Raw genomic sequence first — 25,471 nt, 5'->3', positions numbered from 1 at the left:
CATTATAATCAAGTTCAACGATTATCAGACATATTAGAATAATCTTCTGTGTATTACGCATAATAATTAAAATTAATTAGGAGGTAATACTACTTTGAGGGAAAAAGCATCCAGCCGGAAAGATACAATTGATCAAACAAAGAATTATGTGAGTGGAGACAGAATGCCGTCCTCTTCAGGCCATAAATTTAAAAATAACGAAAGAGATCCTTCTAAGGAAAGTGGAAAGAGGAGCAGTACTGGAGACACAAACAAATTAATATAATTTACGACCGGGAAGAGGTTGTTGCAAAATTATTACGAATAATACAAGAAATGCAACAGCTCCTTCCCGGTCGTTTTAGGTTGGGATAAAGGTCGGATAGAAAGAATTTTACATAGACTTAACGTAGATTTGCTTCTGCCAGAACAATAATATGGTATCAATAAGTATATTGTTAATATGGGGATAAAAATGTCCACATGATAAACTGGGAGGTCAAACTATGGACAAAAGAAAAGATGCCTTAGAATATATTATTTATAATAAAAAAATTAAAACGGTCTTTCAGCCTATTATATCCCTTAGGGATGGCACTGTTTTAGGACACGAGGCACTTAGCAGAATTACATGTGAAAGTGAAATTACAAATTCTGAGATGCTGTTTTTAACTGCGGGAGAGTATAATCGTTTATGGGATTTGGAACTTCTTTGCAGGACAACTGCCCTTAATGCAGCGTATAAATTTATGGTTCCTCCCTATAATAAAAAATTATTTATTAATGTAAATCCTTATACAATGCATGATGATAATTTTAAGAAAGGATTTACAAAAAGCTTTCTTAAGCAATATGAAATTGCACCTCATAATGTTATTTTTGAAATAACCGAGAGAAATGTCATTACGGACATGGAAGGGTTTAAGGCAACAATTGCCCATTATAAAAGCCAGGATTATAAAATTGCCATTGATGATGCAGGAGCAGGATATGCAGGATTAAATCTCATAAGTGACGTAAATCCTAACTATATTAAACTTGATATGAAATTAATCCGGGGAATCAATGAAGATAGTTTAAAATATGCACTGGTAAAAGGAATGGTGGAATTTTCCAAGGTTTCAAATATATATCTTATTGCAGAAGGAATTGAAACTTATGAAGAAATGGACACTTTAATCAATCTGGGAGTCCAATATGGACAAGGTTATTATATACAAAAACCAAAAGAGGAAATATTAGAAATCAATTCCAAAGTGCTGGAAGAAGTAAAAGAAATCAATTTAAAGAAAAATCATACTTCCCAGAGTATGATTTCGAATCTGTATATAAAGAATTTGTGTACTTCTATTGATCTGGTATCACCAGAGGAAAAGATTCCTAACGTATATGACCATTTTAAGGCAAATCCCAATTGCTTTGGAGTATGCGTGGTTGAGAATGATATCCCCATAGGAATAGTCACTCAGGAAAAATTAGCATTTCAATTAAGTGGATTTTATGGTTTCTCATTAAATCAAAACAAGCCTATATCAAAGCTTATGGATAAGAATTATCTGTCGGTGGACTATAGGACACCTGTAAGTGTTGTATCATCTATGGCTATGTCCAGGTCGATTAATAAACTTTATGATTTTATTGTGGTGACAGAAGATGAGAAATATATTGGTGTTGTAACAATAAAAGATTTGCTCCAGAAGACCACGGAGATAGAAATTTCTACGGCCAAACACCAGAATCCGCTCACAGGCCTTCCGGGGAATCTGGTCATTGAACAAATGTTAAATAAATGTATCCTAAGTAATATGGAATATAGTATTGCATATCTGGATATTGATAACTTTAAAGCATATAATGATGTATACGGATTTGAAAATGGAGATATGGTCATTAAGCTGTTAGCCGATATCTTACAATATTATAGATCAGCAGATCAGTTTGTAGGACATATTGGGGGAGATGATTTTGTTATTATCTTAAATAAGCATGTATTCGATGATTATTTTAAAGATATTAAGAATGAATTTGAATATGAAGTGTTAGAATTATACAATGAGATAGATTTAAAAAATGGATATATAACTACAGCAAACAGACATGGCAAAGTGGAGCAATTTCCATTAATCTCTCTTACCATTGTTACTGTTAATAATAAATCAGAAACATTTAAGAATGAATTTGAACTTACGGAAATACTTGCAGGATTAAAGAAAGCAGCGAAACAAAAGAAGGTATCTGAGAGAACTATTTTAGATAATGAATGATAGAATTTGTAAAATGTGGTAGTTTATTCTAATAAATCATAGAATCCAAGCCGATACTTAAGGAAAGACATTATATATCAATTAATGGTGATAAAACATATGTGTCGTGCAAGGAGGCCTTGAAATGCTAATTCATATTCAGGATAATGATAATACCAATATTTTATTTAAAAACACTAAGAATGAGAGACATCATGGAGATGGTCATTTACAGGATAAAAAGAATCAAAAGACAGGTTCTGTTTATGGTGGCAGGCTGAATCTGAATCAGGATAAGATTCTCATGAAGAAAGTCATGGCACATAAAAAAGCATTAAAGACCGTTTTAGATACATATATGAATGATAAAGAAATTGACGATAACATAGAATCCAGAAGACAACGTATTAGTGAATTGGAGGTGGAATGTAAGGAATATAATGAGGAATTAAAAAGTATTGCAGATAAGAAGCAGCAATTAAGAGAAAAGTACGGGATTACAGATGACTATAATAAAGAAAAAACAGTGGATCCAGAGTTATTTGCAGAATACCAGACACTAATATCGGAATATGATGAGAGAGCAGGGGAATTACAAAAAAAGCTTGACGATTCAAATTATTTGATTTCTGCAGAATCCAATGTTATCAGCGGTATTGAAAAAGAGAGATTAAAAACACATGCCATGGTAGATGCAAAGGAAAAAGCTTCTGACATATTGGAAGAAGCAGGTAAAGAGATTATTGGAATGATTATAGATGATACGAAAGATCAGATAGATGAAGATATAAAAGAAAAAAGAGAAAAAGCCGAGAAAGAAGCGAAGGAGAAGGAAGAAGAGGAGTTACGGCTGGAAGAACTCAAAGCAGAAAAAGAAGAGAAAAAAGAAAAAAATAACGATTCACCTTTGGATAATTTGATTAATATTCAATTATTAAATGAAATTACCAAAGCAGATCTTGCAAAAAGCAAATTGCAAACGGAAATTAAGACCATGTTAAATACTCAGGTAGTACTGGATGAAGATATCAAAGGTATTAAAGTGGATAAACAATTATAAAATATTGCAGGGGTTGCCGCAAACTATTAGTTATAAAACTACAAATGCGGCAGCCCCGTTTTAGATTTATAATACGATTCCTTGACGATATTTATCAGTAATTCTATAATATACCTTATAGGCATTCTTTCGTGAACTTTAAATATATATTATAATGGAATGCTTGGCGGAGGTAATTATATTGCACAAAATATTTACATATTTAAAACCATATAGCGGCCACATGTTAATTGGCTTTCTTATAAAAGTACTGGGAACCTTTATGGATCTGGGGCTTCCCTGGGTGTTAGCATACATTATTGATGATGTAATACCTCACAAGGAAATTTCATTGATTTTGTGGTGGGGAGGAATCATGGTACTGTTGTCCATTGGAGCCAGAAGTTTTAATATCATTGCCAATCGAATGGCAACAAGTGTTGCAAGAGATACAGTACAAATTCTACGCCACGATCTCTTCGTAAAAATTCAAAGTTTATCTGGCAGTCAGGTGGACTATTTCTCAGTATCTTCCCTGGAAGCGAGAATGACCACGGACACTTATCATATACATAATATGATTGGAATGATGCAAAGAATCGGTGTCAGGGCACCTATTATCATTATCGGGGGAATTATCATTACTTTTACTTTAGAACCTGTTTTAACGTCTGTTTTAGTAGGTGTTCTGCCATTTCTGGCACTTATCGTCATCCTTGTATCTAAAAAGGGAATTCCATTATATACGAATATGCAATTGTCCATCGACAAAATGGTTCGTGTTGTGAGAGAAAACATCAGCGGAATCCGGGTTATTAAAGCACTTTCAAAAACCTGGTATGAGAAAGAAAGGTTTTCTCATGTAAATGAAGAATTAGCAGAGAAAGAAAAGAAAGCCGGGATTACCATGGCAATAACAAACCCATTTATGAATCTTATATTTAATTTGGGTTTGACATTGGTAGTTATTGTGGGTGCTTACAGGGTGAACAGTGGGGCTTCCCAACCAGGTAAGATTGTCGCTTTTCTTTCTTATTTTACACTGATGCTTCAGGCGGTCATGGCAATTACAAGAATTTTTGTAATTTATTCTAAAGCCATGGCATCAGCAAATCGTATTGGAGAAATTTTAGAAACGAAAGAAGATTTACAGATGCAGGATATCTCTCGGATACCATCGGTGTATCATATAGAATTTCAAGACGTTAGTTTCTCATATGTGCATGGGGATGATTCAGATAAAAGCCAACTTATCAAAGATATTAATTTTGGAATTATGAGAGGTAAAAGCCTTGGAATTATAGGTTCAACGGGATCAGGAAAAACTACACTGATTAATCTTCTTATGAGATTTTATGATGTGGATAAAGGGAATATACTCATCGACGGGCAGGATGTGAGAAGCTATGATAAGAAAGTGCTGCGTAAAAAATTTGGAGTAGTTTTTCAGAATGATATTCTCTTTGGTGATACTATATATGAAAATATTAATATGGGAAGAGGTTTATCGAAAGGGAATGTAAGAGCCGCCGCCGTGGATGCCCAGGCAAAGACTTTTATTGATGAGTTAGAGAAAAATATAGATTTTAAACTTGCTATAAAGGGGAGTAATTTAAGTGGAGGTCAGAAACAAAGGCTTTTCGTCGCCAGAGCATTGGCTGGGAAGCCGGAAATATTGATTTTAGATGATTCTTCCAGTGCCCTTGACTATAAAACAGATTCCCTCCTTCGCAAAGCAATTCGAGAGAATTATAAAGATACAACTACGATTATGATTGCCCAGAGAATCAGTTCGGTTATGAAATTAGATCATATCCTGGTTATTGAGGATGGTAAGATGGCGGGATATGGAACTCATGAAGAACTGCTGAAGTCTTGTGAAGAATATCAGGATATTTATAAATCTCAGATAATGTAGATAAGAGAATGGAAAAGAGGTGCAATATGCCCCCAGGTCAAAGTTTTGGTAAAATGAAAATAAGCAGTAAGACTGAAAAACCAAAGGATACGAAATATGTGTTCAAACGGCTGTGGTATTATATATATCAATATAAATTGCTATTTTTATTAGCACTTATATTAACCATTGTCAGCAATATATTAGCAATCATAGGCCCTATGTTATCGGGATATGCTATTGATGCTATTGAACCCGGAAAGGGATCTGTAGTGTTTAAAACGGTATTCTATTATGCCGGCTGGATGGTTCTGTTTTATGTCGCATCCTCTATACTTTCTTATATTCTGTCAGTGTTAATGATTCATCTTAGTCAGAAGATTGTAAGGAAAATGAGAGAGGATGTCTTTCATAAGTTAGTTGATTTGCCAATAAGTTATTTTGATACGAATCAAGCCGGTGATATCATAAGCAGAATTTCTTATGATATTGATACAGTGAATACATCCATGTCTACTGATGTAATACAGATAGCAGCAGGCTTGATCACTGTAATAGGTTCTCTGATTATGATGATAATTATTTCACCTGTTCTTGTATTGGTTATGTTTGTAACTATACCTCTATCTGTTCTGTATACCCGTTTTATGTCAAAAAGAATTAAACCTCTTTTTCGTAAACGTTCTGCAAAACTGGGAGAAATGAATGGTTTTATTGAAGAAATGGTATCAGGGCAGAAGACGATCAATGCATATGGGGCAGAAGATGAGATATTGAAACGTTTTGATAAGATAAATAAAGAGACAGTAGATGCTTATTACGATGCAGAATATTATGGGAGCCTGATGGGACCCACAGTGAATTTTATTAATAATATTTCTTTAACACTAATTACTATAGCTGGTGCAATTCTTTATCTTTTGAGTCATATGAGTCTTGGAAATATTTCTTCTTTTATTCAGTACAGCCGTAAATTTTCAGGGCCAATCAGTGAAGTGGCAAATGTAGTGAGCGAATTGCAGTCTGCAGCAGCGGCAGCAGAGAGGGTATTTAAGCTCATAGATGAAGAAGCAGAATTAATGGATAAAGAGGATGCCATTGATTTAAATATGGTACATGAAGATGTATCGCTGCACAATGTCTCTTTTGGATACATTCCTGAAAAAACAATTATTAAGAGTCTTTCCCTAAAAGCAAAATCAGGTAGTTTAACGGCCATTGTTGGGGCGACGGGTGCAGGAAAAACAACGATTATTAATCTGTTAATGAGGTTTTATGATATATGGGAAGGGAATATCTATCTGGATGATAAGGAGATAAGGGATATTACAAGAAAGAGCCTTAGAAAATCCTATACTATGGTATTACAGGATACCTGGCTGTTTGAAGGAACTGTTTTTGACAATATTGCGTATGGAAAAGAAAATGCAACAAAGGAAGAAGTAGAGGAAGTGGCTAAGATGACAGGGATTCATTCTTTTATTAAAAGACTTCCAAATGGATATGATACGATAATAAATGAGAATGGCATTAATATCTCAAAAGGACAAAAGCAGCTTCTAACCATAGCAAGAGCGATGCTTCTGGATTCCCAGATGTTAATCCTGGATGAAGCAACTTCTAATGTTGATACAAGAACAGAGATCAAGATACAGAAAGCTATGAGAAAATTAATGGAACAAAAAACATGTTTTGTTATTGCACATCGTTTATCAACGATTCAGGGGGCAGATAATATCCTCGTTGTGGATCAGGGAAATGTAATAGAACAGGGGAATCATATAGAACTTATGGAGAAGAAAGGATTTTATTATAAATTATACCAATCACAGTTTGAATAGAAACAGGGCTGCTGCAAAATACAGTTTTCTAGAAATGTAGAATAAATTTATTCTACATTACAGGATACTTATCTTTTGCAGCAGCCTCTTTGTGTAGTTTAATAATCAAAACCGTAGGAATCCATCATCTGATGATTATTAATGATCGCGTCGCTGTTTAATTTTTTCTGTCTTAAAGATTTATCACTTCCTAAAAGTGCGCTATACAAAATATCAATAATATATAAGAACATTAAATTATTTGATAAAGATACAGAGTTATTGGCAACAATTTTATCTGAGATAATAAATTTGAAATCGGAGATATCGTTTAACTTAGGTGAATCGTAACTTGTAATAGTCAGATTTTTGGCTCCTCTTTCTAAAGAAGCATTGGCTACCTGGTAAATATCCCGCATCATGATTGTTGGAGCAATAAAAATGGACAAATCGCCGGGAACTATATTTGTTGCCTGGATCCGCATATCAATAATATCAGTAAAAGATTTTGAGCCAATTCCAATCTGATCTAATTTAAATTCTAATTCTTTTGCTATGAGTGCAATGTTGGAAAGAGAAAAAATATGAACATTTTTTGCTTCCTTCATAAATTTAATGGCTTCCATAACAAGAGATTCATCTAACATTGCAGAAGTATTCATTAACATTTGACGATAATCTGCGGTAACAGATGAGATCAATCCATTCTCAGCAGAATAACTGTTTTGTTTCATCATATTATTATAAAAATTTTCTTGAGCAAGTGCGATCTTAAATCCATTAAATCCTTTATATCCAATTTTTTTGCAAAATCTATTAATACTTGCTTCTGATGTTCCGGTTTCTTTCGCAATTGTAGTTATCGTACTGGATACAACTAAATCTGGGTGATTTATTACATATTGACTTATCTCATTTTCACTTAAAGTAAAACTATGCTGAAGTGAAACTATTTTAGATATTACTGTAGATACCATATCCCGAACTCCTTATCTGTTAAGTTAAAACATTATACCATATCCAGTAAATTCGAAAACACCTCATTAAGTGGATAGGTACATATTCTCACTAAGCTCGGAAACACCTCGCTAAGTGTTCACATTATACTATAAAATCTGGAATAAAGCAAATTATAACAGAAAAATCGCAAATGATTTACAAATTAATTCAAAATAAAGAAAATAATTTTCAAAAATATTGACGTGTAATGAAAAATGTGTTAGCATTATAACATAAAAAGTAAAGTTAATTATATAAAAATATAAATAATGCACAAAAAAGAAGTGAAATATGACATGATCAGTTTTTAGCATTGAAAATTATTTTCAACAGATTGAATTATTAAGAAGGAGGCTTATGATGGGAAGTTTCGATTATGAAAAATTATTTGACGTTGTAATTGCAGGAGGAGGTGTCTCAGGAGCAGTCGCTGCAATAGCAGCTGGAAGAACTGGTGCAAAAACCCTTGTTATCGAGCAGTCAGGATATCTTGGAGGCTCTCTGACATCTTGTGGTGTTGGGCCTATGATGACTTTTCATGCAGGGGAAAAGCAGGTAATTAAAGGTGTGATGGAGGAAATTGTTGAAAACATGGTTGCAAGAGGCTATTCCCCAGGGCATATAAAGGACACGACCCAATACATAAATTATCTGACTCCATTTAATTCAGAAGGTTTGAAAATTGTTCTTGATGATATGTTACAGGATGCAGGTTGTGAAGTATTGTTTCATACCTTTATTGGAAAAGTTAATAGGAAAGATACAAAAATTCATTCCATTACTGTATGTAATAAAGATGGTCTGAATGATGTCTTTGGAAAAATATTTATCGATGCAACAGGTGATGGTGATGTTGCAAGTTTTGCTGGTGCACCCATGGTTAAAGGAAGGGAATCAGATGGTGCAATGCAGCCTATGACTATGAATATGAAATATTGTAATATCAATGTAGATCTCATTAAAGAGCACATTGAAAAATATGCAGACAGATTTCCACGTATGGTAAATAATATAGAGTTAATGAAAAAAACAAAAAGATTATCTTTTGCAGGTTTTGCAGATGAATTTAAGGAAGCAAGAAAACAGGGAGAACTAGATATTAAAAGAGAAGAAGTATTGTGTTTTGAGACAAATACTCCAGGGGAATTCATTGTAAATACTACAAGAATCCTTGAGCATGATGGCACCAGTGCCTTAAGCTTAAGTGAAGCAGAAAGATTAGGAAGAAAACAGTGTGAGCAATTGGATAAATTCCTAAGAAAATATATCCCCGGTTTTAGGGATGCAATCCTTGAATTTACCGGTCCTTCCATTGGAATACGTGGTTCAAGGCAATTAGTTGGTATTTATACCTTAAATGGGCAGGATGTAATAGAGAGAAAAAATTTTGATACAGTGATTGCTCATTCGGCATATCCAATTGATATTCATAATCCTAAAGGGGAAGGAACAGAAAGTTCTTTTGTTTCAGAACCTGGAACTTATTATAGTATCCCTTATGAAGTTATGGTATGTAAGGAAGTTTCCAATCTGCTTGTTACTGGCAGATGTGTATCCGCTTCTTTTGAAGCACAGGCAGCGATACGTACAACTCCAACGGCCGGTGCATTAGGTCAGGCAAGTGGAATCGCTGGGGCAATGGCAGCATTTGCTGATTTAGATACCAGAAATGTAGATATAAAAGAATTACAAAATCATTTAATTCTGCAAAATGCATATCTGGATCTTCATATTAGAAAGTCATAGGCATATTTAGCCTAAAAAATAGATTAAAGGAGGATTTAATTATGACTTTACAAATTATTGGTATTCTTGGGCTTTTTGTGATCATGGTAGTACTGATGATGACTCGCAAATTACCAACCATTCTGGCATTACCGATTATGGCGATTGGTATTGCACTGATTGCAGGAATTCCATTTTTGGGTGGGGAATTCGACATTGCAAACGGAGTCATTGAAACCGGGGCAATGAGAATGAGTACAGCGATTGCCGGATTATTCTTTGGAGGTTTCTTTGGAAAGGTTTTATCCAAAGTGGGTGTCACTCGTACGATTATTCGTAAGGCAGCTGAAATGGCAGGTGATAAGCCATTGCCAATCGCATTGGCATTTTTAGTGGTATGCTCTATTATTTTTGCAGCTTCTAATGGTCTTGGAATGATCATCTTAGTTGGTACTATCATTATTCCAATTATGATCAGTGCCGGGCTTAGCCCAATGGTAGCAGGAACCGTTCTTTTACTTTCTAACGGTATAGGGGTTACATTCAGTGTAAGTACATTAGCTGTTTATATTGATGTATTAGGCTTGCCTCAGGAAACAGTTACATCCTATTCATTATTATGTGGTATTCCGTTAATCGTGGTCGCAGTTATCATGATAGTATTTACTACAAAGTTTAGCGGGAAAACAAGAAAAGCATGGGCGATGCCTGCAGGTGGTGATTTATCTTCAGAGAAAAATGTACGCTCTATTGCTTTAATCAGCCCGATTATTCCGGTATTATTAGTATTTATCTGGCACTTACCATTAGTAACAGCAATTATAATTGGTATTATTGTAACGTTGATATTATCTACTCCTAAAAATGCAGTGCAGGTAGTTTCCAGTGCATTTGTAGAAGGGATACAGGATACTGCAGGGGCAGCAGCTTTAATGATCGGTATTGGTATGGTACTAAAAGCTGTTATGGCACCGGAAGTGGCTCTTGTATTAGAACCATTGATCAAAGCAATTATTCCTTCCAGTAAGATAATGTTCATCTTAATATTTGGTTTACTTTCCCCACTTGCAATTTACCGTGGACCACTAAATGTCTGGGGGCTTGGCAGTGGTATTATAGCTTTACTTGCAGCAAGTGGTATGAATCCTGTTGCAGCAATGATAGCATTAAGATTAGATTCTAATGTACAGGCAGTATGTGATCCTACAAATTCCCACAACGTATGGGTGGCTGATTTTACAAAGACAGATGTAAATGAATTTACTAAGAAATCTATGGTATGGATTATGGCATCAACATTTGTTGGTTTAATTATTGCAAGTTTTATTGTAACATTATAATGAAATTGGGGGCTGTTTTTAACAACCCCCTCCTAAAGTTGAAAGCAATTAGTATCTATATACTTTTTAAATAAATAATAGTTACAGTTCAGCCAAAGCCAGGTTTCGCCTTGCTATATCCCGCTGAACTGTAAAAACAACAGAGAGGTGCTAACATGAACAAAAAAGTCAGAATTGGTATTGATGTAGGCGGAACATTTACAGATGCAGTTCTTATAGACAACGATACTTATGAAGTTATGGCAAAACGTAAAATACCAACAACCCATAAAGAAGGGGTAGCAGTTGGTATTGTAAAAATAATCTCTGAATTAATGAAGGAGAATAACGTTTCTCCCGATGATGTAACATTCATAGCACATGGTACGACTCAGGCTACAAACGCCTTATTAGAAGGGGATGTTGCTAATGTTGGTATCATTGGAATGGGAACTGGGATGGATGCAAGAAGTGCAAAAAATGAAACTAATGTTGAGAATATAGAGCTTGCTCCCAATAAATATCTTAAATCCAATCATGTATTTATCGATTCAAAAGAATTAAGTGATGGGATCATTGAAAAAGCGATTGATGAATTGTTAGAAAAGGATTCGGAAGTTATAGTGGCATCTGGTGCCTATAGTGTGGATGATCCTGAAGATGAACTGCGTGTAATGGATAAAGCACAGGAGAAAGGATTATATTATACTGGAGGTCATGAGATTTCTCAACTGTATGGGTTAAAGATGCGTACCAGAACAGCAGTCGTAAATGCGAGCCTGATTCCTAAAATGATGGAAACTGCCAATATGACAGAACAAGCGGTAAAAGATATGGACATAAAATCCAATCTTATGATCATGCGTTGTGACGGTGGAGTCATGAGCATCAATGAAGTCCGTAAAAGACCGATTCTTACTATGTTATCCGGGCTGGCAGCAGGTGTGGCAGGAGCATTAATGTATGAAAAGATATCCGATGGGATCTTCTTTGAAGTGGGCGGTACCAGTGTTGACATTTCAGTAATTAAAAATGGTAAGGTAATGATTAAATATGCCCAGGTAGGGGGTCATAAAACCTATCTTCAATCCCTGGATGTGAGAACTCTTGGGATTGCCGGCGGCAGCATGGTACGTGTGAAAGATAATAAAATCATAGATATTGGGCCAAGAAGTGCACATATTGCGGGAGTGGAGTATGAATGTTTCCAGGAAGATTCTGCCCTGACCGGTGCTAATGTAAAGTTTGTAAGTCCCAGAAAAGATGATCCATGTGAATATGTTTTAGTGAAAGCCCAGGATGGGGAAGAATATTCCTTGACTCTTGCAGGCGCTGCCAATTTATTGGGCTATATTCCAGAAGGAGATTATGCACAGGGCAATATTAAATGCGCTAAAGCAGCCTGGCAGGCTTTAGGAGATTATCTGGGCATGCCGGCAGAAGATGCGGCTAAGCAGGTTATGGATCTGGCGATCAGGAAATTGGAGGTCGTAATAAATCAGCTGATTTCGGAATATGAGCTGGACCGGAAATTCATCACGTTAGTTGGCGGCGGCGGAAGTGGAGCAGTGATTGTAAATGCCTTGGCAGAGAAGATGGGATTCAAATGGAAACTGGCAAAAAATGCACCATATATATCAACTATAGGTGTGGCTCTTGCCATGGTCCGTGAACAGCTTGAAAGGACTATCGTAAATCCAACAGAAGACGATATCAAAAAAATCAGGATTGATGTATTAGAAAAGATTGTGAAGTCCGGTGCCAAAGAGGATACTGTAGATATTTCCATTGAAATTGATGCACAGAAGAATATTCTAAGAGCCATTGCCACAGGTGCGACAGAATTAAGACAAAAAGACTTAAATACAGCAGACCTGACGGAGGAGCAATTAAGAAATATATCAGCAGAAGCCCTGGGAGCAAATGAAGGGGATACGACCTTCGTCTCTGCAACTGGCCGCTGGAATGTATATAATGCCATTAGTAAGTCGAAAATGTTAGGATTTATTCCTGTTAAGAAACAAAGTTTATGTGTAATTGACAGAGAAGGAGTGGTTCGTCTTAAAAAAGAAAAAGCTTTTACAGTGAAGTTTAAAAAGGGCAGCCGTACTACCATGTTTAACAGCTTTTTGGAGGAACATACAATATACTCTGATGCAAATGCGACCATTCCTAAAGTATTCGTATTCTATCGTGAAAAAATGCTGGATCTGACAGGAATGCAGACTGCAGAACAGCTATATTCCATCCTTGATGTAGAGACAGAGAATTTAAAAGAAGATGAAGAAATTATTGCTGTAGCTTATAAATAGAAGAAACACAGAATGGTGATCTGACAGACGGGAGGGCGTTTTCTTGATTAAAGATGAAATTTTGGCTTTATGTGAATTAACTAATGATTTGTTGTATCATAAGATCCCGAAAGATAAACTTCATTATTATATTGATGAATCGTTAAAGATTGGGAGAATGGCTGGAAAAGAATTTAAAGGGCGGGACATTTTAAGTCTTTGCAAAGAGCATAATATTGAACTGGAATTTATAAAAGAAAGTAAAAAAACATATGGGGTATCTTTTCGTGCCCAGGTGGAAATGGATAAGAAGCATACAAAGATCTGGTTATATGAAGGTTCTATATTAGAATTATCAGACCACAGCAGTTTTGAAGGGAAAAAACCTATTGATTTTAAAAAAGCATTAGAAATCCATTTATCCCATGAGTTTTTTCACTATCTTGAATTTATAAATAATGACTTTGTTTCTGATCAGCTTGATCCTTTGGTTACAATGAAATTGCCGTACTTTACAAGGAAAGCCCGTATTAACCGGTGCAGTGAAATTGGAGCCCATGCTTTTGCAAAAGAACTGCTTGGATTAGAAGAATTACCTAATATATATGACTATTATTATTTAATAAATTCTGGTAAGACAACGAAAAAAGAATTTTATGATATGATAAACAGATATGAAAAATTATTAGAAGAATAAAGGAGAGTGTCTGTATGGAGCCACGTTGTACCATTATCACCAGTCCTTTGTGCGATTCTGTATATCAAAGGAATCAAGATAATATTGCGATCATACCGATAGTAGTATTATATACCAGACCTGTAAACAAAATAAAGATAAAAGCATTCCGCCCTGATTACGATTCAGATTGGGTTGAATTGATTTTAAATTATAGTACTGCAAAAGGAAATATATCAGTGCCTGCCGGTGACTGGTATAGGATACATATGCAGGCTTTCGATGAAAATGGTGGGATTGTTGAAGAAGATACAAGTATACAAGTAGGAGTGGGAGAAGTTTTTGTCACCTGTGGTCAATCCAACTCCTTAAATTTTGGCGATACATTAACGAAATCCCAGAGTTTGGATGTAGTAAGCTTTCATCCCGAGAATCATACATGGCAGTTATGTGCCGATCCCCAGCCAACAGAATATGGTCCGGAAGTTGATATGGGTAATGGCGGTTCAATATGGCCAACTGTTGGTGATTTCTTAGCAAAAGAATTACATATGCCAGTAGGTTTCTATTCAACTGGATGGGGTGGTGCTGGAATCAGTGAATTTGGATCAGATATGGTGAAATACAGAAGGCTTCTTAATGCACTGGAGTTCTTTGGAGATAATGGGTTAAGAGCTGTTTTATGGCACCAGGGTGAAACAGATGCTATTTATAATCCAGATACCCAATATTATAAAAATCTATTAACTGATCTTATATATCGGAGCAGAAAAGATGCCGGCTGGGAGGTATCCTGGGTGATCGCCCAGGCTGCATATCATCCAAAGGCAGCACGTGAAGATGAAAAATTAATACGAATTGCCCAGGAAATGTGTTGCAATGGGAAAGACATTTTACCAGGACCAAACAGCGATACATTACAAGGAGATTATCGTATTCTTAATAGTGCCCACTTTACCTTAAAAGGGCTGAAGGCCCATGGAATGCTGTGGGCAGCAGAATTGAAAAAACTGTTTTATTTTGTCTAATTAAATAATTTATTGGAAAAAATATGCACTTAGCTAAGACAGATGTCTTTCCTGGGTGCACATTTTTTCGTATTTCAGTCCATATTTTATTGCTTTCAAGTGTAAAAGGTGGTAGAATGATATGGAAAAAACTTAAAGGATGGGGATATTCAAATGGAAAACGAAAAAAACTTTAAACCATTTGTTTCAGCCGACAAGGTTGTTCCGGAATTTACCTTTACTTCTATTGCAATAGGTATTATTCTGGCAATTCTTTTTGGTGGTGCAAATGCGTATCTCGGATTGAGAGTAGGTATGACAGTATCTGCTTCTATTCCGGCGGCAGTTATTTCAATGGGTATTATCAGGGTTATTATGAAGAGAGACTCTATTTTAGAGAATAACTTGGTACAAACTATTGGTTCTGCCGGTGAATCTTTAGCTGCCGGTGCTATCTTTACTATGCCTGCAATGTTTATGTGGATGCAGGAGTGGGGAGAAGGAAGTCCTTCTTTTGTAGAGATGGCAGTTATCGGTCTATGCGGTGGTATTCTTGGTGTTGTATTCATGATTCCACTAAGAAAAGCGTTAATTGTAAAAGAACATGGAACACTTCCTTACCCGGAAGGAACTGCTTGTGCAGAAGTACTTCTGGCAGGTGAAGAAGGCGGAGAAAAATCCGGTGGTGTATTTGCTGGACTGGGTATTGCAGCAGCGTATAAATTCATTAGTGATGGTTTAAAGCTGTTCCCTAGTGAAGTTCACTATGAAATCAGTTCATATAAAGGATCCGCAATTGGTATGGACGTATTACCAGCCCTTGCCGGTGTAGGTTATATCTGCGGACCTAAAATTTCAGCGTACATGTTATCCGGTGGTGTTCTTGGCTGGTTTGTATTAATGCCGCTTATTGCATTATTCGGAGCCGACACGACTTTATTCCCTGCAACTGTTCCTGTGAATGAATTACTTAGCACAGGTGGAGCATTTGGCCTTTGGGGCAATTATATCCGCTATATAGGTGCCGGTGCGGTAGCAGCAGGTGGTATTATCAGCCTAATCAAATCATTACCATTGATCGTAAGAACTTTTGGGGATGCAATGAAAGATTATGCGAAGAAAGATTTTGGAAACAGTACGATCCGTACCGACCACGATATGTCAATGAAAACAATTCTTATTATTGTGATTGCAATTGCATTTATTATGTGGCTGGTTCCTGTTATTCCAGTTAACTTAATCGGTGCATTAATTATTGTAGTATTTGGTTTCTTCTTTGCAACCGTTTCTGCAAGAATGGTTGGTTTAGTAGGAAGCAGTAACAACCCTGTTTCAGGTATGGCCATTGCAACATTACTATTCTCAACATTGATTCTTAAAGCGACAGGTTCAACAGGTCATGAAGGTATGTTAGGAGCTATAGCAATTGGTTCAATTATCTGTATCATAGCTGCTATCGCAGGCGATACATCTCAAGATCTAAAAACAGGTTATATTTTAGGAGCTACTCCATACAGACAACAATATGGTGAAATTATCGGTGTTGTAGTATCTGCACTTGCAATTGGTGGTGTATTATACTTACTAAATGCAGCATGGGGATATGGTTCAACTGAATTGCCGGCACCACAGGCTACCTTAATGAAGATGGTAGTAGAAGGTGTTATGGGCGGAAATCTTCCATGGAATCTTGTATTTGTTGGTGTAGGTATAGCTATTGTGGTTGAAATCTTAGGTATACCAGTTCTTCCATTTGCAGTTGGTCTGTACTTACCAATTCACTTAAGTACAGGTATCATGGCGGGTGGTTTGGTAAGACTTTACTTTGATAAGAAGAAAGGTCTTGCTGAAGATAAGAGAAAAGATCTTGTTGAAAGTGGTATCTTATTCAGTTCAGGTTTAATTGCAGGTGAAGGTTTAGTAGGTATTTTACTTGCTGTATTTGCAATTATACCAATTGGTGCTTCAACATTAGGTGGAGTGATCGATATTTCATCGAAGATCTCATTAGGTAATATCGGTGGATTAGTATTCTTTGGATTGTTAATATTGATTTTACTTAAATTTACGCTATGGAGAAAAATTAAAAAATAAATAATATAATTTAAATTATGGAATTAAGAGGGATACATGGCAATTATCAGAGTTTGCCATGTATTCTTCATATAAAGATTTCATTTATAAGGAGTAAAAAAGTGGGCAAAAATAAAAAACAAGAAAATTATATGGATTTTGTACCATTAAAAAATAAAAAGTATAGTTGGAGTGAGAATGAAAAAGGAAGAGTGATAGTTGAAGTACCTCATGAAGGTTTTTATGATAAAATTGCTCAAAAATTTTTCAAGACTCCTAAAATAAGTAATATTGAACTTGATGATTATGGCAGCTTTGTGTGGAAATGTATTGATGGAGTGAATACGATTTATAGAATCTCTGAAGAAGTTCATAAACATTTTGGTGAAAAAGCAGAGCCCTTATTAAACAGATTAGTAAAATTCTTTCAGATATTAAAGGACCACAAGTTTATTATTTATAGTAAGGAAGGGAAAGATTGATGTTAGAAATGATTGTTGGTATCCTAATGACGGCCATTGCAACATCTGTAATATATATATGGGGACTAAAGAAAAGTATGTCCCAGCAAAATGATCTGTTGCAAATTCTTTCAATCAAAGGGCGTAAGAAGGTCCTAAAATATTTGAAAAAGAATGGACAGATCACTATTTCTGAGGTTGAAAAAGAAGTGAATAAAATTTCGGCATCCCAGTTTTATAGCAAAAGAAAAGCAGTTGTAACAGAACCTAAAGTTTTTAGTAAAGCTTTAATTAACGAGATGAAGGAAAATGGTATTATAACAGAAGAATTGGATCACGGAAAGAAAATATATAGATTACAATCAAAAGATTGAAAAACAATTTACCCTAAAAGATGAGGAAGTCTTTAGGGTTTTTTTGTTACTTTTAAATATATGAAAGTAAAATCTTTTACTATAGAAATTGTACGGTTCTGCCTGATTAATTTGGTGATATCGTCAATGTACAAAATCTAATATAAATTTTAATATAAATTCATCAAGATTTTTAGGATTAATACGAATTACAACAGGAGGATCATATGAATACAAGTATGAATTATAGTAAGGCAGAAGATTGGTACATTGAAGAAGAAAAATTTGACAGCTCATGGTTGGGAAAATGTGAAGCAATCATGTGCCTTGGGAATGGATACTTGGGGCTTCGATCTGCGACAGAGGAGGAATATCTGAATGAAAAAAGGGGTTATTTTGTTGCGGGAACCTTTAATAAATTCGATGACAGGGAAGTAACAGAATTACCGAATATTGCAGATATTATTAATTTGCAGATGATTATTAACGGTTGCTGTTTTACATTGGATAAAGGAACCATAAAAAAATATAGTCGTAAACTTAATTTAAGAACAGGTGAATTATCAAGATGTATCGTCTGGATTTCCCCAAAAGGGGATGAATTAGCTATTGAGTTTTACCGGGTGGTATCTATGGCGGATTTACATCTGATTGCCCAAAAAGTTATAATTACTCCTATAAACAGCAATATTTCTTTGAAAATAATATCGGGCATCAATGGACGAATTACGAATAGTGGTTCCCAGCATTTGTCAGATGGAGATAAGAGACTATATGAGCAAAAATACATGCAGCTGGTTCAGACAACAGGAGAATCCCAAATAGATTTTGTACATAATACAAGTCTTTCCTTTATGATAGATAATGAGACTTGTGAATTGGAGTCCCGCATTATTATTGAGAGAAGAAAAATCTATATGGAGTATGAGATGGATGTGCCTCAAGGCATTCCTTTGGTCATTCAAAAGATTTCCAATGTCTATACATCAAGGGAACCAGATAATGCAGATATAGGACTTAAAAAGCTCCAGGAAAAATCGTTGTCTTTACTAAAGAATGCTGTGGCTCATGGGTATGACAGGATTGCTTATGATTCTGCCACAGAGTGGGGAAAGAAAGTTTGGGACAAGACACCGATTAAGATTACAGCAGAAGACGAATTTGACCAATTATCAATACGCTTTGCCCAGTACCATTTAGCTATTATGGTACCTTCTCATGATAATAGAATGAGTATAGGAGCAAAGGGACTAAGTGGAGAAGGGTACAAGGGGCATACATTTTGGGATACTGATATTTTTGTGCTGCCTTATTTTATATTTACAGATCCCCAGTTAGCAAAACAATTAGAACAATACCGCTATCTGTCCCTTAATGGTGCACGGGCAAAAGCATTATCCAATGGATTTTCAGGAGCTCAATTTCCATGGGAATCAGCATGGCTTGATGATGGAGAAGTGACACCTGTGTGGGGAGCAGCAGACATTATAACAGGGGAGCCAACTAAGATTTGGTCAGGGTTTATAGAACAACATATCACATCCGATGTTTCCTATGGTATTTGGCAATATTACAAAGTAACGGATGATCAAAAATTTATGGACCAATATGGTTATGAAGTGATATTTGATACTGCTAATTTTTGGGTATCCAGATTAGAATTCAGTGAGGAAGACGGTTTATATCATATCAACAATGTAGTTGGCCCGGATGAGTATAAAGAGCATGCAGACGATAATGCATACACCAATTATATGGCTTATTGGAATATCAAAAAGGCCATGGAATATTATCAATATTTGAAAGAAGAAAGAACATCCATCTTTAATAAACTTCTAAACTCTCTGGATTTAGATGCCTCCTATGAAATGTGGGTGGATAGAGCTGATAAAATATATCTTCCGGTACCAAGAGAAGAGGATCTTGTTATTCCTCAGGATAAATATTATCTCACTTATAAGGAGATCGACTTGACAAATTATAAAAGTCAAACTCAGGTAGATACTATTTTTCTTGATTATAATATAGAACAGATTAATCACATTCAGGTATCAAAACAGGCAGATATAATGATGTTATTCTTATGTCTGGAAGATATGTTTTCTTATGAAGTTAAAAAAGCAAATTGGGATTATTATGAACCACGTACTCTTCATGATTCATCCCTTTCCCTTTCTTCTCACTGTATACTGGCAAATGACTTGGGAGATTATGATAAAGCATATGATTTATTCCGTAAAGCTGCAGGCATTGATCTGGGAACTAATATGAAGAGTTCAGATAGTGGTATACATGCTGCTTCTATTGGGGGCATATGGCAATGTATCGTCTATGGATTTGGCGGAGTACGTATGATCAATGGGAAACTTAGAATAGAGCCGAAACTGCCTAAAACCTGGAGTGATCTGGAATTTCCTATCATATGGCATGGGCAGAAATTAATAATAAAAATAAATAAGAACAGGTTACAAATTGAGAATATAACAAAAGAGGCTGAAGTAGAAGTAACGATCTATGGAAAATCATATCATATTGACGATAGACTGGAAGTGGACTTACCTGAGGGCTGCCAGCTGTAACATTCCTACTTGTAAAGAGAGAGATAGCATTTTCTGGATAAGTTTATATATTATAAAAATATTATTGGTTGACACATGTATACCAAAATGATAGTATTAAGGTAGACATATGTTGACCAAAGGAGCGATTATTATGAAATATATAGATTTATCAAATGGAGAGTGGAAAATAATGAATTTGTTATGGGAATCTTCACCACGTACCATAACAATGCTGACAGCCGATTTAAAAGAGAAAACTGGTTGGACAAAACATACTGTAATTACAATGCTTTCCCGTATGGAGAAAAAAGGTGCAGTACGTTTTGAGGAAGGGTCACGTGCAAAACAGTATTATCCCAATATTTCAAAAGAGCAGGTTTCTTACACTGAAACGAAAGGATTTTTGGATAAGGTTTATAACGGAAGTCTTAGTATGATGGTAAATGCCATGGTAAAACAGGATTCTCTTACAAAAGATGAGATTGATGAACTCTATGGTATTCTTAAAAAAGCAGAGGAGGAGAAGTATGATTGAAACCTTTGTCTCATCCTCGATTTTAATAATTATCCTATGTATTATACGCTTCCTGTTAAAAGGTAAGATAAATTTTCGACTCCAATATGCACTTTGGGGTCTGGCAGCCATTAGATTACTGCTGCCAAATACATTGATACAGTTACCTGGTATTGGGAGCTCTTTTAGTATCATGAATCCTGTAGTCCACGTTAATAAAAATGTAATTAAAGGAACCGACCTGGAACCATTAGTCACTAATATTACAACAGGCGTTGTATATCATGATGAAAATGCAACTTCCCTGTTGATTAAACTTGCGGCAATTGACTGGGAATTAATTATTATGGCTGTGTGGTTTGCAGGAGTTGTTATCATTGGAATATGGATGATTGTCATTAACATACGTTTTAGCAGATACTTAATTGATCACAGAAAGCGTATATTAAAACCAGATTTTCCATTACCTGTATATACAGTATCTGACTTACAAACTCCGTGTCTGTATGGGGTATATTCTGAACCGGCTGTATATATTACACCAGAGATATTAGAAAATCCGGAACAATTAGAACATGTTTTAACTCATGAATTATGTCATTTTAAACATTATGATCATATGTGGTCTATTATTCGATGCGGATTAATCGTGTTGTATTGGGTGAACCCATTTGTATGGCTGGCTGCTTACCTTTCAAAAAGAGATTGTGAACTGGCCTGTGATGAAGCAGCAATTGAAATATTGGGAAACGAACAAAGAATTCAATATGGACGAACCATACTTTCACTGGTTACGAATAAAGCAACATCCTCTGATTTAATAAAGACTGCCATAACCATGACTGCTGATAAACGGGCATTGAAAGAGAGGATAAAGATGATAGCAGACCAGCCTAAGATGTTAAAGACAACATTAGCTGGGTTAATGCTGGTGTTATTGGCAGTTATAGCAGTCACATTTACATCATCGGAGGAAGAATTCATTGATTTAAGGAATAACAGTGAAACTCAGAATATATCAGACAGTATGACAAAGGCTGAGGAGGAGAACTCAATCAAAGATATCAGGGAGCTGATCCCCAGACCTGCAAATTGGAATCCGGATTTGAATATTGGTGCAGATTCCCCGGTATTGGATTATGCTTCCAGAGCCTATATCATTTTTCACGGGTATTTTGGATTGTTTGTATATGATCTAGATACACAAACATTGGTAAGGACATTAGACTTAGAGTCCATTGGCTGTAATATGACACAGGGAGATAACTATTGTGAAGTCACAGTATCCAAGGATGGCAAAACAGTGTATTTACATCCGTTAAGTGAAGAGACTATGTATGTTTATAAAGTAGAAGATAATAAACTGTATCAACAACAATATGAAAAAACAGAAGAACCGTTTAATAATTTTGTACCGATAGAAGAATTGGTAAAGGAATCCGGGTTTTATAGTTATAATGCTGTCAGATTTATCACAGAGGATGGATATGAATATTTTGGCTATTTATACTTTATGGATTCTAATCTTAATTCGTTGGTTTATCAAGAGGGAGATATGCTTATGGAAATCTTTCGGGAAAAATAAAGTTCTTCTAAGTTCAGAAAACTGTATTTTGCAATGGTCCCTTTAAATATTTTCATAAAGTTTGGGTTAATAGGTTTACCGAAAGTAGTTTAAGTGATAGAATAAAAAAGTTAAATAAAGGAATGAAAAGTATTTATTGCGGAGGATATTTCATGAGGAAAAATAGCCTTGGTTTCATTATAATAATTTGGATCATAATGTTGACCGGATGTAGTTTTGGCAATAGCGCAAATTCATATCATAAAACAGGTATGAAATATTTTGAGAAAGGCGAATACAGTAAAGCAGTAGAGAACCTTAAGGAAGCTGTAAAATTGAATCAGGGGAAAGCAGAGTATTTTATAGACTATGGATTTGGATTAGTGAAAACGGGACAAGTTGATGAAGCATTAGCAGAATTTGATAAAGCTATTTTAAATAAAAACAATAAGGTTGTACGTGAGAACAATAAAAAAGCTTATCGCGGCAAAGGAGTTGCTTATTACGAAGGAGGAGAATATGAGAATGCAATTGTTGAATTTAGTAAGGCATTAGAAATTAAAGAGGAAGATAAACTAAATCAGGATTTAATGTATTATATTGCTTCATCCTATGAAAAATCGGGTAATTATAAAGACGCCCTCAATCAATATGAGAAGATACTGGATGAATTTAAACCAAATGCGGGCATATATGAATTGATCGCAAGAACGAATTATCATTTAGGAGAATTTGAAAAAGCAATAGAGAGTTATGATAAAGCACTGGAATTTGATAAAGATGTATATGAATATTATTTTGAGAAATATGCAATATTTAATAAGATGGGAGAAGTTGAAGCAGGGAAAAAAGTATTATCCAAAGCTGCCCAAATAAAAGCAAAATCAAAAGAGAATGATTTTAATGGAGCAAAACTCTTATTTTTATCAGGTGATTACGAGAAAGCAGCAGTTAAGTTTAATGAATCGTTGGAGGATGGCTTCAATCTTGCGAATTATTATCTGGGCGAGATTTATCGTATTGAAGAAGATTATGATTTGGCAATCCAATATTATAAAGAATATCTCAATAAAGAGTCTGACATACAGATATCATTGGTGTATAATCAATTAGCAGCTTGTCTTATTGCAAATGAAAATTATGAAGAAGCACTGGGATTTTTGAACATGGGAATCAAACAAAATGATTCCAGTACTTTAAAAGAATTATTATATAATCAGGTAATTGCTTATGAAAATTTGAGCAGCTTTAAAGAAGCCTATGGTACTGCTGAAAAATACTTGAAGTTATATCCGGATGATAAAGAGATGATGAGAGAATTTGAATTTATTAAGACACGAGTGACTGAATCAAAATCATCCAAAGAGAAATAATAATATAAAAAGAGCACGGAGGTCATTATGGCAGAAATTTTTGAAATAAAAGAGCAGGAAGAGAGAATCATTCTGGTTGGTGTAGCCGTAAGTGATGGTGATGATACGAAAGAATCTTTAGAGGAACTTGAAGAACTAGGGAAAACTGCCGGGGCTGTCACTGTGGGAAAAGTAATACAAAATAGAGAAAATATTCACCCTGGAACTTATATCGGGAAAGGTAAGATTGATGAAGTCAGGGAATTAGTTGAAGAACTTGATGCAACCGGAGTGGTCTGTGATGATGAATTATCACCGGTACAGCTTAAAAATCTGCAGGAAGCTCTGGATGTAAAAGTAATTGATCGAACTATTATGATTTTAGATATCTTTGCCAGCCGGGCTTCTACGAAAGAAGGTAAGATACAGGTTGAACTTGCCCAATTAAAGGACAGAGCATCAAGATTAGTTGGACTTCGTAATTCCTTATCCAGGCTTGGAGGTGGTATTGGAACAAGGGGTCCCGGTGAAAAGAAACTTGAAATGGACAGGCGTCTTATTAAGGAACGTATTACTCAGTTAAACAGAGAGCTGAATGATGTAAAAAGATCCAGGGAAACTACAAGACAACAAAGAAGTAAGAATGGAATACCAGTAATTGCAATAGTGGGGTATACCAATGCAGGCAAATCTACTTTGCTAAATACTTTGACAGGTGCAGGGGTATTGGAAGAGGATAAACTTTTTGCAACCCTTGATCCTACTACAAGAAATCTCACATTAGAAAGCGGGCAGCAGATTTTGCTGACAGATACCGTTGGATTTATCCGTAAATTACCTCATCATCTTGTAGATGCGTTCCGCAGTACACTGGAAGAAGCGAAATATGCAGATATTATTCTCCATGTTGTAGATAGTTCCAATCCCGATGCTTACAAACAGATGCATGTAGTTTATGAAACTTTAAATAAACTTGGAGTGAAAGATAAAACTATTATTACGGCCTTTAATAAGCAGGATAAACTAGAGGTTCCATTGATCATTAAAGATTTTAAAGCAGATAAAGTAGTGAAGATTTCTGGAAAACAGAAGACAGGTCTTGATACATTGCTGGAAGTGATTGAAGATATATTAAAAGAACAAAAGATCCTGATCGAGAAAGTCTTCTCTTATTCCGATGCAGGAAAGATACAAGGGATTCGTAAATATGGACAATTATTAGAGGAAGAATATAGAGAAGAAGGTATCTTTGTGAAGGCCTATGTACCAAAAGAAATCTATCCTACCCTGTAACAAACGCTACAGCTCAGCCATAAGCTCGAATTCGCTACACTACTTCTCGCTTGGGCAGAGCGCCATATAGAAATCAATATGAAACTGCCCTTAGGATGCTTGCACCCTAAGGGCAGCTTTATATTGATTTCTGCATGACTGAACTGTAACAAAAAAGTAAATAGGAATTAAGTCCTATGCAAACACTATATCTAGTACTGTTGAAAAAAATAGTGCATATATATGGTGTTTTTTATTGACTAAAAGATGGAAATCTGCTACAATCTTAATCACAGGGTTTAGTAAAAATATAGAAGAATATGGCA

19 protein-coding genes are annotated in these 25,471 nt (G+C 35.4%); 18 read left to right on the top strand and 1 reads right to left on the bottom strand.

What is annotated here, in order from left to right:
- The first annotated feature begins 94 nt into the window (after window positions 1-94).
- From EDD66_RS18445 to EDD66_RS10120, 5 genes are all read left to right on the top strand, one after another.
- On the top strand, window positions 95-265 hold the full coding sequence (locus tag EDD66_RS18445; RefSeq protein ID WP_170164318.1) for a hypothetical protein: 171 nt from the start codon (window positions 95-97) through the stop codon (window positions 263-265).
- A 220-nt stretch (window positions 266-485) separates the two neighbouring features.
- Complete coding sequence (locus EDD66_RS10135) at window positions 486-2,243, top strand: GGDEF domain-containing protein (RefSeq protein WP_123609455.1); 1,758 nt, start codon at window positions 486-488, stop codon at window positions 2,241-2,243.
- Between the two features lie 124 nt (window positions 2,244-2,367).
- Complete coding sequence (locus tag EDD66_RS10130; RefSeq protein WP_123609454.1) at window positions 2,368-3,282, top strand: hypothetical protein; 915 nt, start codon at window positions 2,368-2,370, stop codon at window positions 3,280-3,282.
- 181 nt (window positions 3,283-3,463) lie between these two features.
- On the top strand, window positions 3,464-5,179 hold the full coding sequence (locus EDD66_RS10125) for an ABC transporter ATP-binding protein (protein ID WP_207667775.1): 1,716 nt from the start codon (window positions 3,464-3,466) through the stop codon (window positions 5,177-5,179).
- A gap of 26 nt (window positions 5,180-5,205) precedes the next feature.
- Window positions 5,206-6,999, top strand: a complete 1,794-nt coding sequence (locus EDD66_RS10120) for an ABC transporter ATP-binding protein (protein ID WP_243115338.1) — start codon at window positions 5,206-5,208, stop codon at window positions 6,997-6,999.
- Between the two features lie 98 nt (window positions 7,000-7,097).
- On the opposite strand, the gene EDD66_RS10115 is transcribed toward EDD66_RS10120, so the two are convergent.
- A complete protein-coding gene (locus EDD66_RS10115; RefSeq protein WP_123609452.1) occupies window positions 7,098-7,955 on the bottom strand; it encodes a MurR/RpiR family transcriptional regulator in 858 nt (285 codons plus the stop codon).
- A 382-nt stretch (window positions 7,956-8,337) separates the two neighbouring features.
- Here EDD66_RS10115 and EDD66_RS10110 point away from each other — a divergent pair, with 382 nt between their 5' ends.
- The 13 genes from EDD66_RS10110 to hflX all read left to right on the top strand — a co-directional run bounded on the left by EDD66_RS10110 (window position 8,338) and on the right by hflX (window position 25,166).
- Entirely contained in the window at window positions 8,338-9,723 is a 1,386-nt protein-coding gene (locus EDD66_RS10110) for an FAD-dependent oxidoreductase (RefSeq protein WP_123609451.1), read from the top strand.
- 41 nt (window positions 9,724-9,764) lie between these two features.
- Complete coding sequence (locus EDD66_RS10105) at window positions 9,765-11,042, top strand: citrate transporter (protein WP_123609450.1); 1,278 nt, start codon at window positions 9,765-9,767, stop codon at window positions 11,040-11,042.
- A gap of 155 nt (window positions 11,043-11,197) precedes the next feature.
- Complete coding sequence (locus EDD66_RS10100) at window positions 11,198-13,333, top strand: hydantoinase/oxoprolinase family protein (RefSeq protein ID WP_123609449.1); 2,136 nt, start codon at window positions 11,198-11,200, stop codon at window positions 13,331-13,333.
- Between the two features lie 43 nt (window positions 13,334-13,376).
- The gene (locus EDD66_RS10095) at window positions 13,377-14,009 is read left to right on the top strand and encodes a hypothetical protein (RefSeq protein ID WP_123609448.1); all 633 of its coding nucleotides are present in this window, start codon (window positions 13,377-13,379) and stop codon (window positions 14,007-14,009) included.
- A 14-nt stretch (window positions 14,010-14,023) separates the two neighbouring features.
- Window positions 14,024-15,016 (top strand): sialate O-acetylesterase, encoded by a 993-nt coding sequence (locus tag EDD66_RS10090; RefSeq protein WP_123609447.1) that lies wholly within the window; start codon window positions 14,024-14,026, stop codon window positions 15,014-15,016.
- 153 nt (window positions 15,017-15,169) lie between these two features.
- A complete protein-coding gene (locus EDD66_RS10085; protein WP_123609446.1) occupies window positions 15,170-17,089 on the top strand; it encodes an OPT family oligopeptide transporter in 1,920 nt (639 codons plus the stop codon).
- A 101-nt stretch (window positions 17,090-17,190) separates the two neighbouring features.
- The gene (locus tag EDD66_RS10080; RefSeq protein ID WP_243115337.1) at window positions 17,191-17,550 is read left to right on the top strand and encodes a PqqD family protein; all 360 of its coding nucleotides are present in this window, start codon (window positions 17,191-17,193) and stop codon (window positions 17,548-17,550) included.
- The gene (locus EDD66_RS10075; protein WP_123609444.1) at window positions 17,550-17,903 is read left to right on the top strand and encodes a helix-turn-helix domain-containing protein; all 354 of its coding nucleotides are present in this window, start codon (window positions 17,550-17,552) and stop codon (window positions 17,901-17,903) included. Before EDD66_RS10080 ends, EDD66_RS10075 begins: the two co-directional genes overlap by 1 nt.
- Window positions 17,904-18,109: 206 nt before the next feature.
- On the top strand, window positions 18,110-20,461 hold the full coding sequence (locus EDD66_RS10070; protein WP_123609443.1) for a glycoside hydrolase family 65 protein: 2,352 nt from the start codon (window positions 18,110-18,112) through the stop codon (window positions 20,459-20,461).
- 133 nt (window positions 20,462-20,594) lie between these two features.
- Window positions 20,595-20,978 carry a BlaI/MecI/CopY family transcriptional regulator gene (locus EDD66_RS10065; RefSeq protein ID WP_123609442.1) on the top strand — a complete coding sequence of 128 codons (384 nt, stop codon included), beginning with the start codon at window positions 20,595-20,597 and terminating at the stop codon, window positions 20,976-20,978.
- Window positions 20,971-22,542 (top strand): M56 family metallopeptidase, encoded by a 1,572-nt coding sequence (locus tag EDD66_RS10060; protein WP_170164317.1) that lies wholly within the window; start codon window positions 20,971-20,973, stop codon window positions 22,540-22,542. The genes EDD66_RS10065 and EDD66_RS10060 overlap by 8 nt, the downstream gene beginning before the upstream one ends.
- A 152-nt stretch (window positions 22,543-22,694) precedes the next feature.
- On the top strand, window positions 22,695-23,894 hold the full coding sequence (locus EDD66_RS10055; RefSeq protein WP_170164316.1) for a tetratricopeptide repeat protein: 1,200 nt from the start codon (window positions 22,695-22,697) through the stop codon (window positions 23,892-23,894).
- Between the two features lie 27 nt (window positions 23,895-23,921).
- Window positions 23,922-25,166, top strand: coding sequence for a GTPase HflX (gene hflX / locus EDD66_RS10050; RefSeq protein ID WP_123609439.1), 1,245 nt, complete (start codon window positions 23,922-23,924; stop codon window positions 25,164-25,166).
- The last annotated feature ends 305 nt before the right edge of the window (window positions 25,167-25,471 follow it).

This window comes from Mobilisporobacter senegalensis, from assembly GCF_003752155.1.
GTDB classification, from domain to species: domain Bacteria; phylum Bacillota; class Clostridia; order Lachnospirales; family Lachnospiraceae; genus Mobilisporobacter; species Mobilisporobacter senegalensis.
This window is presented reverse-complemented; position numbering and strand designations above follow the sequence as displayed.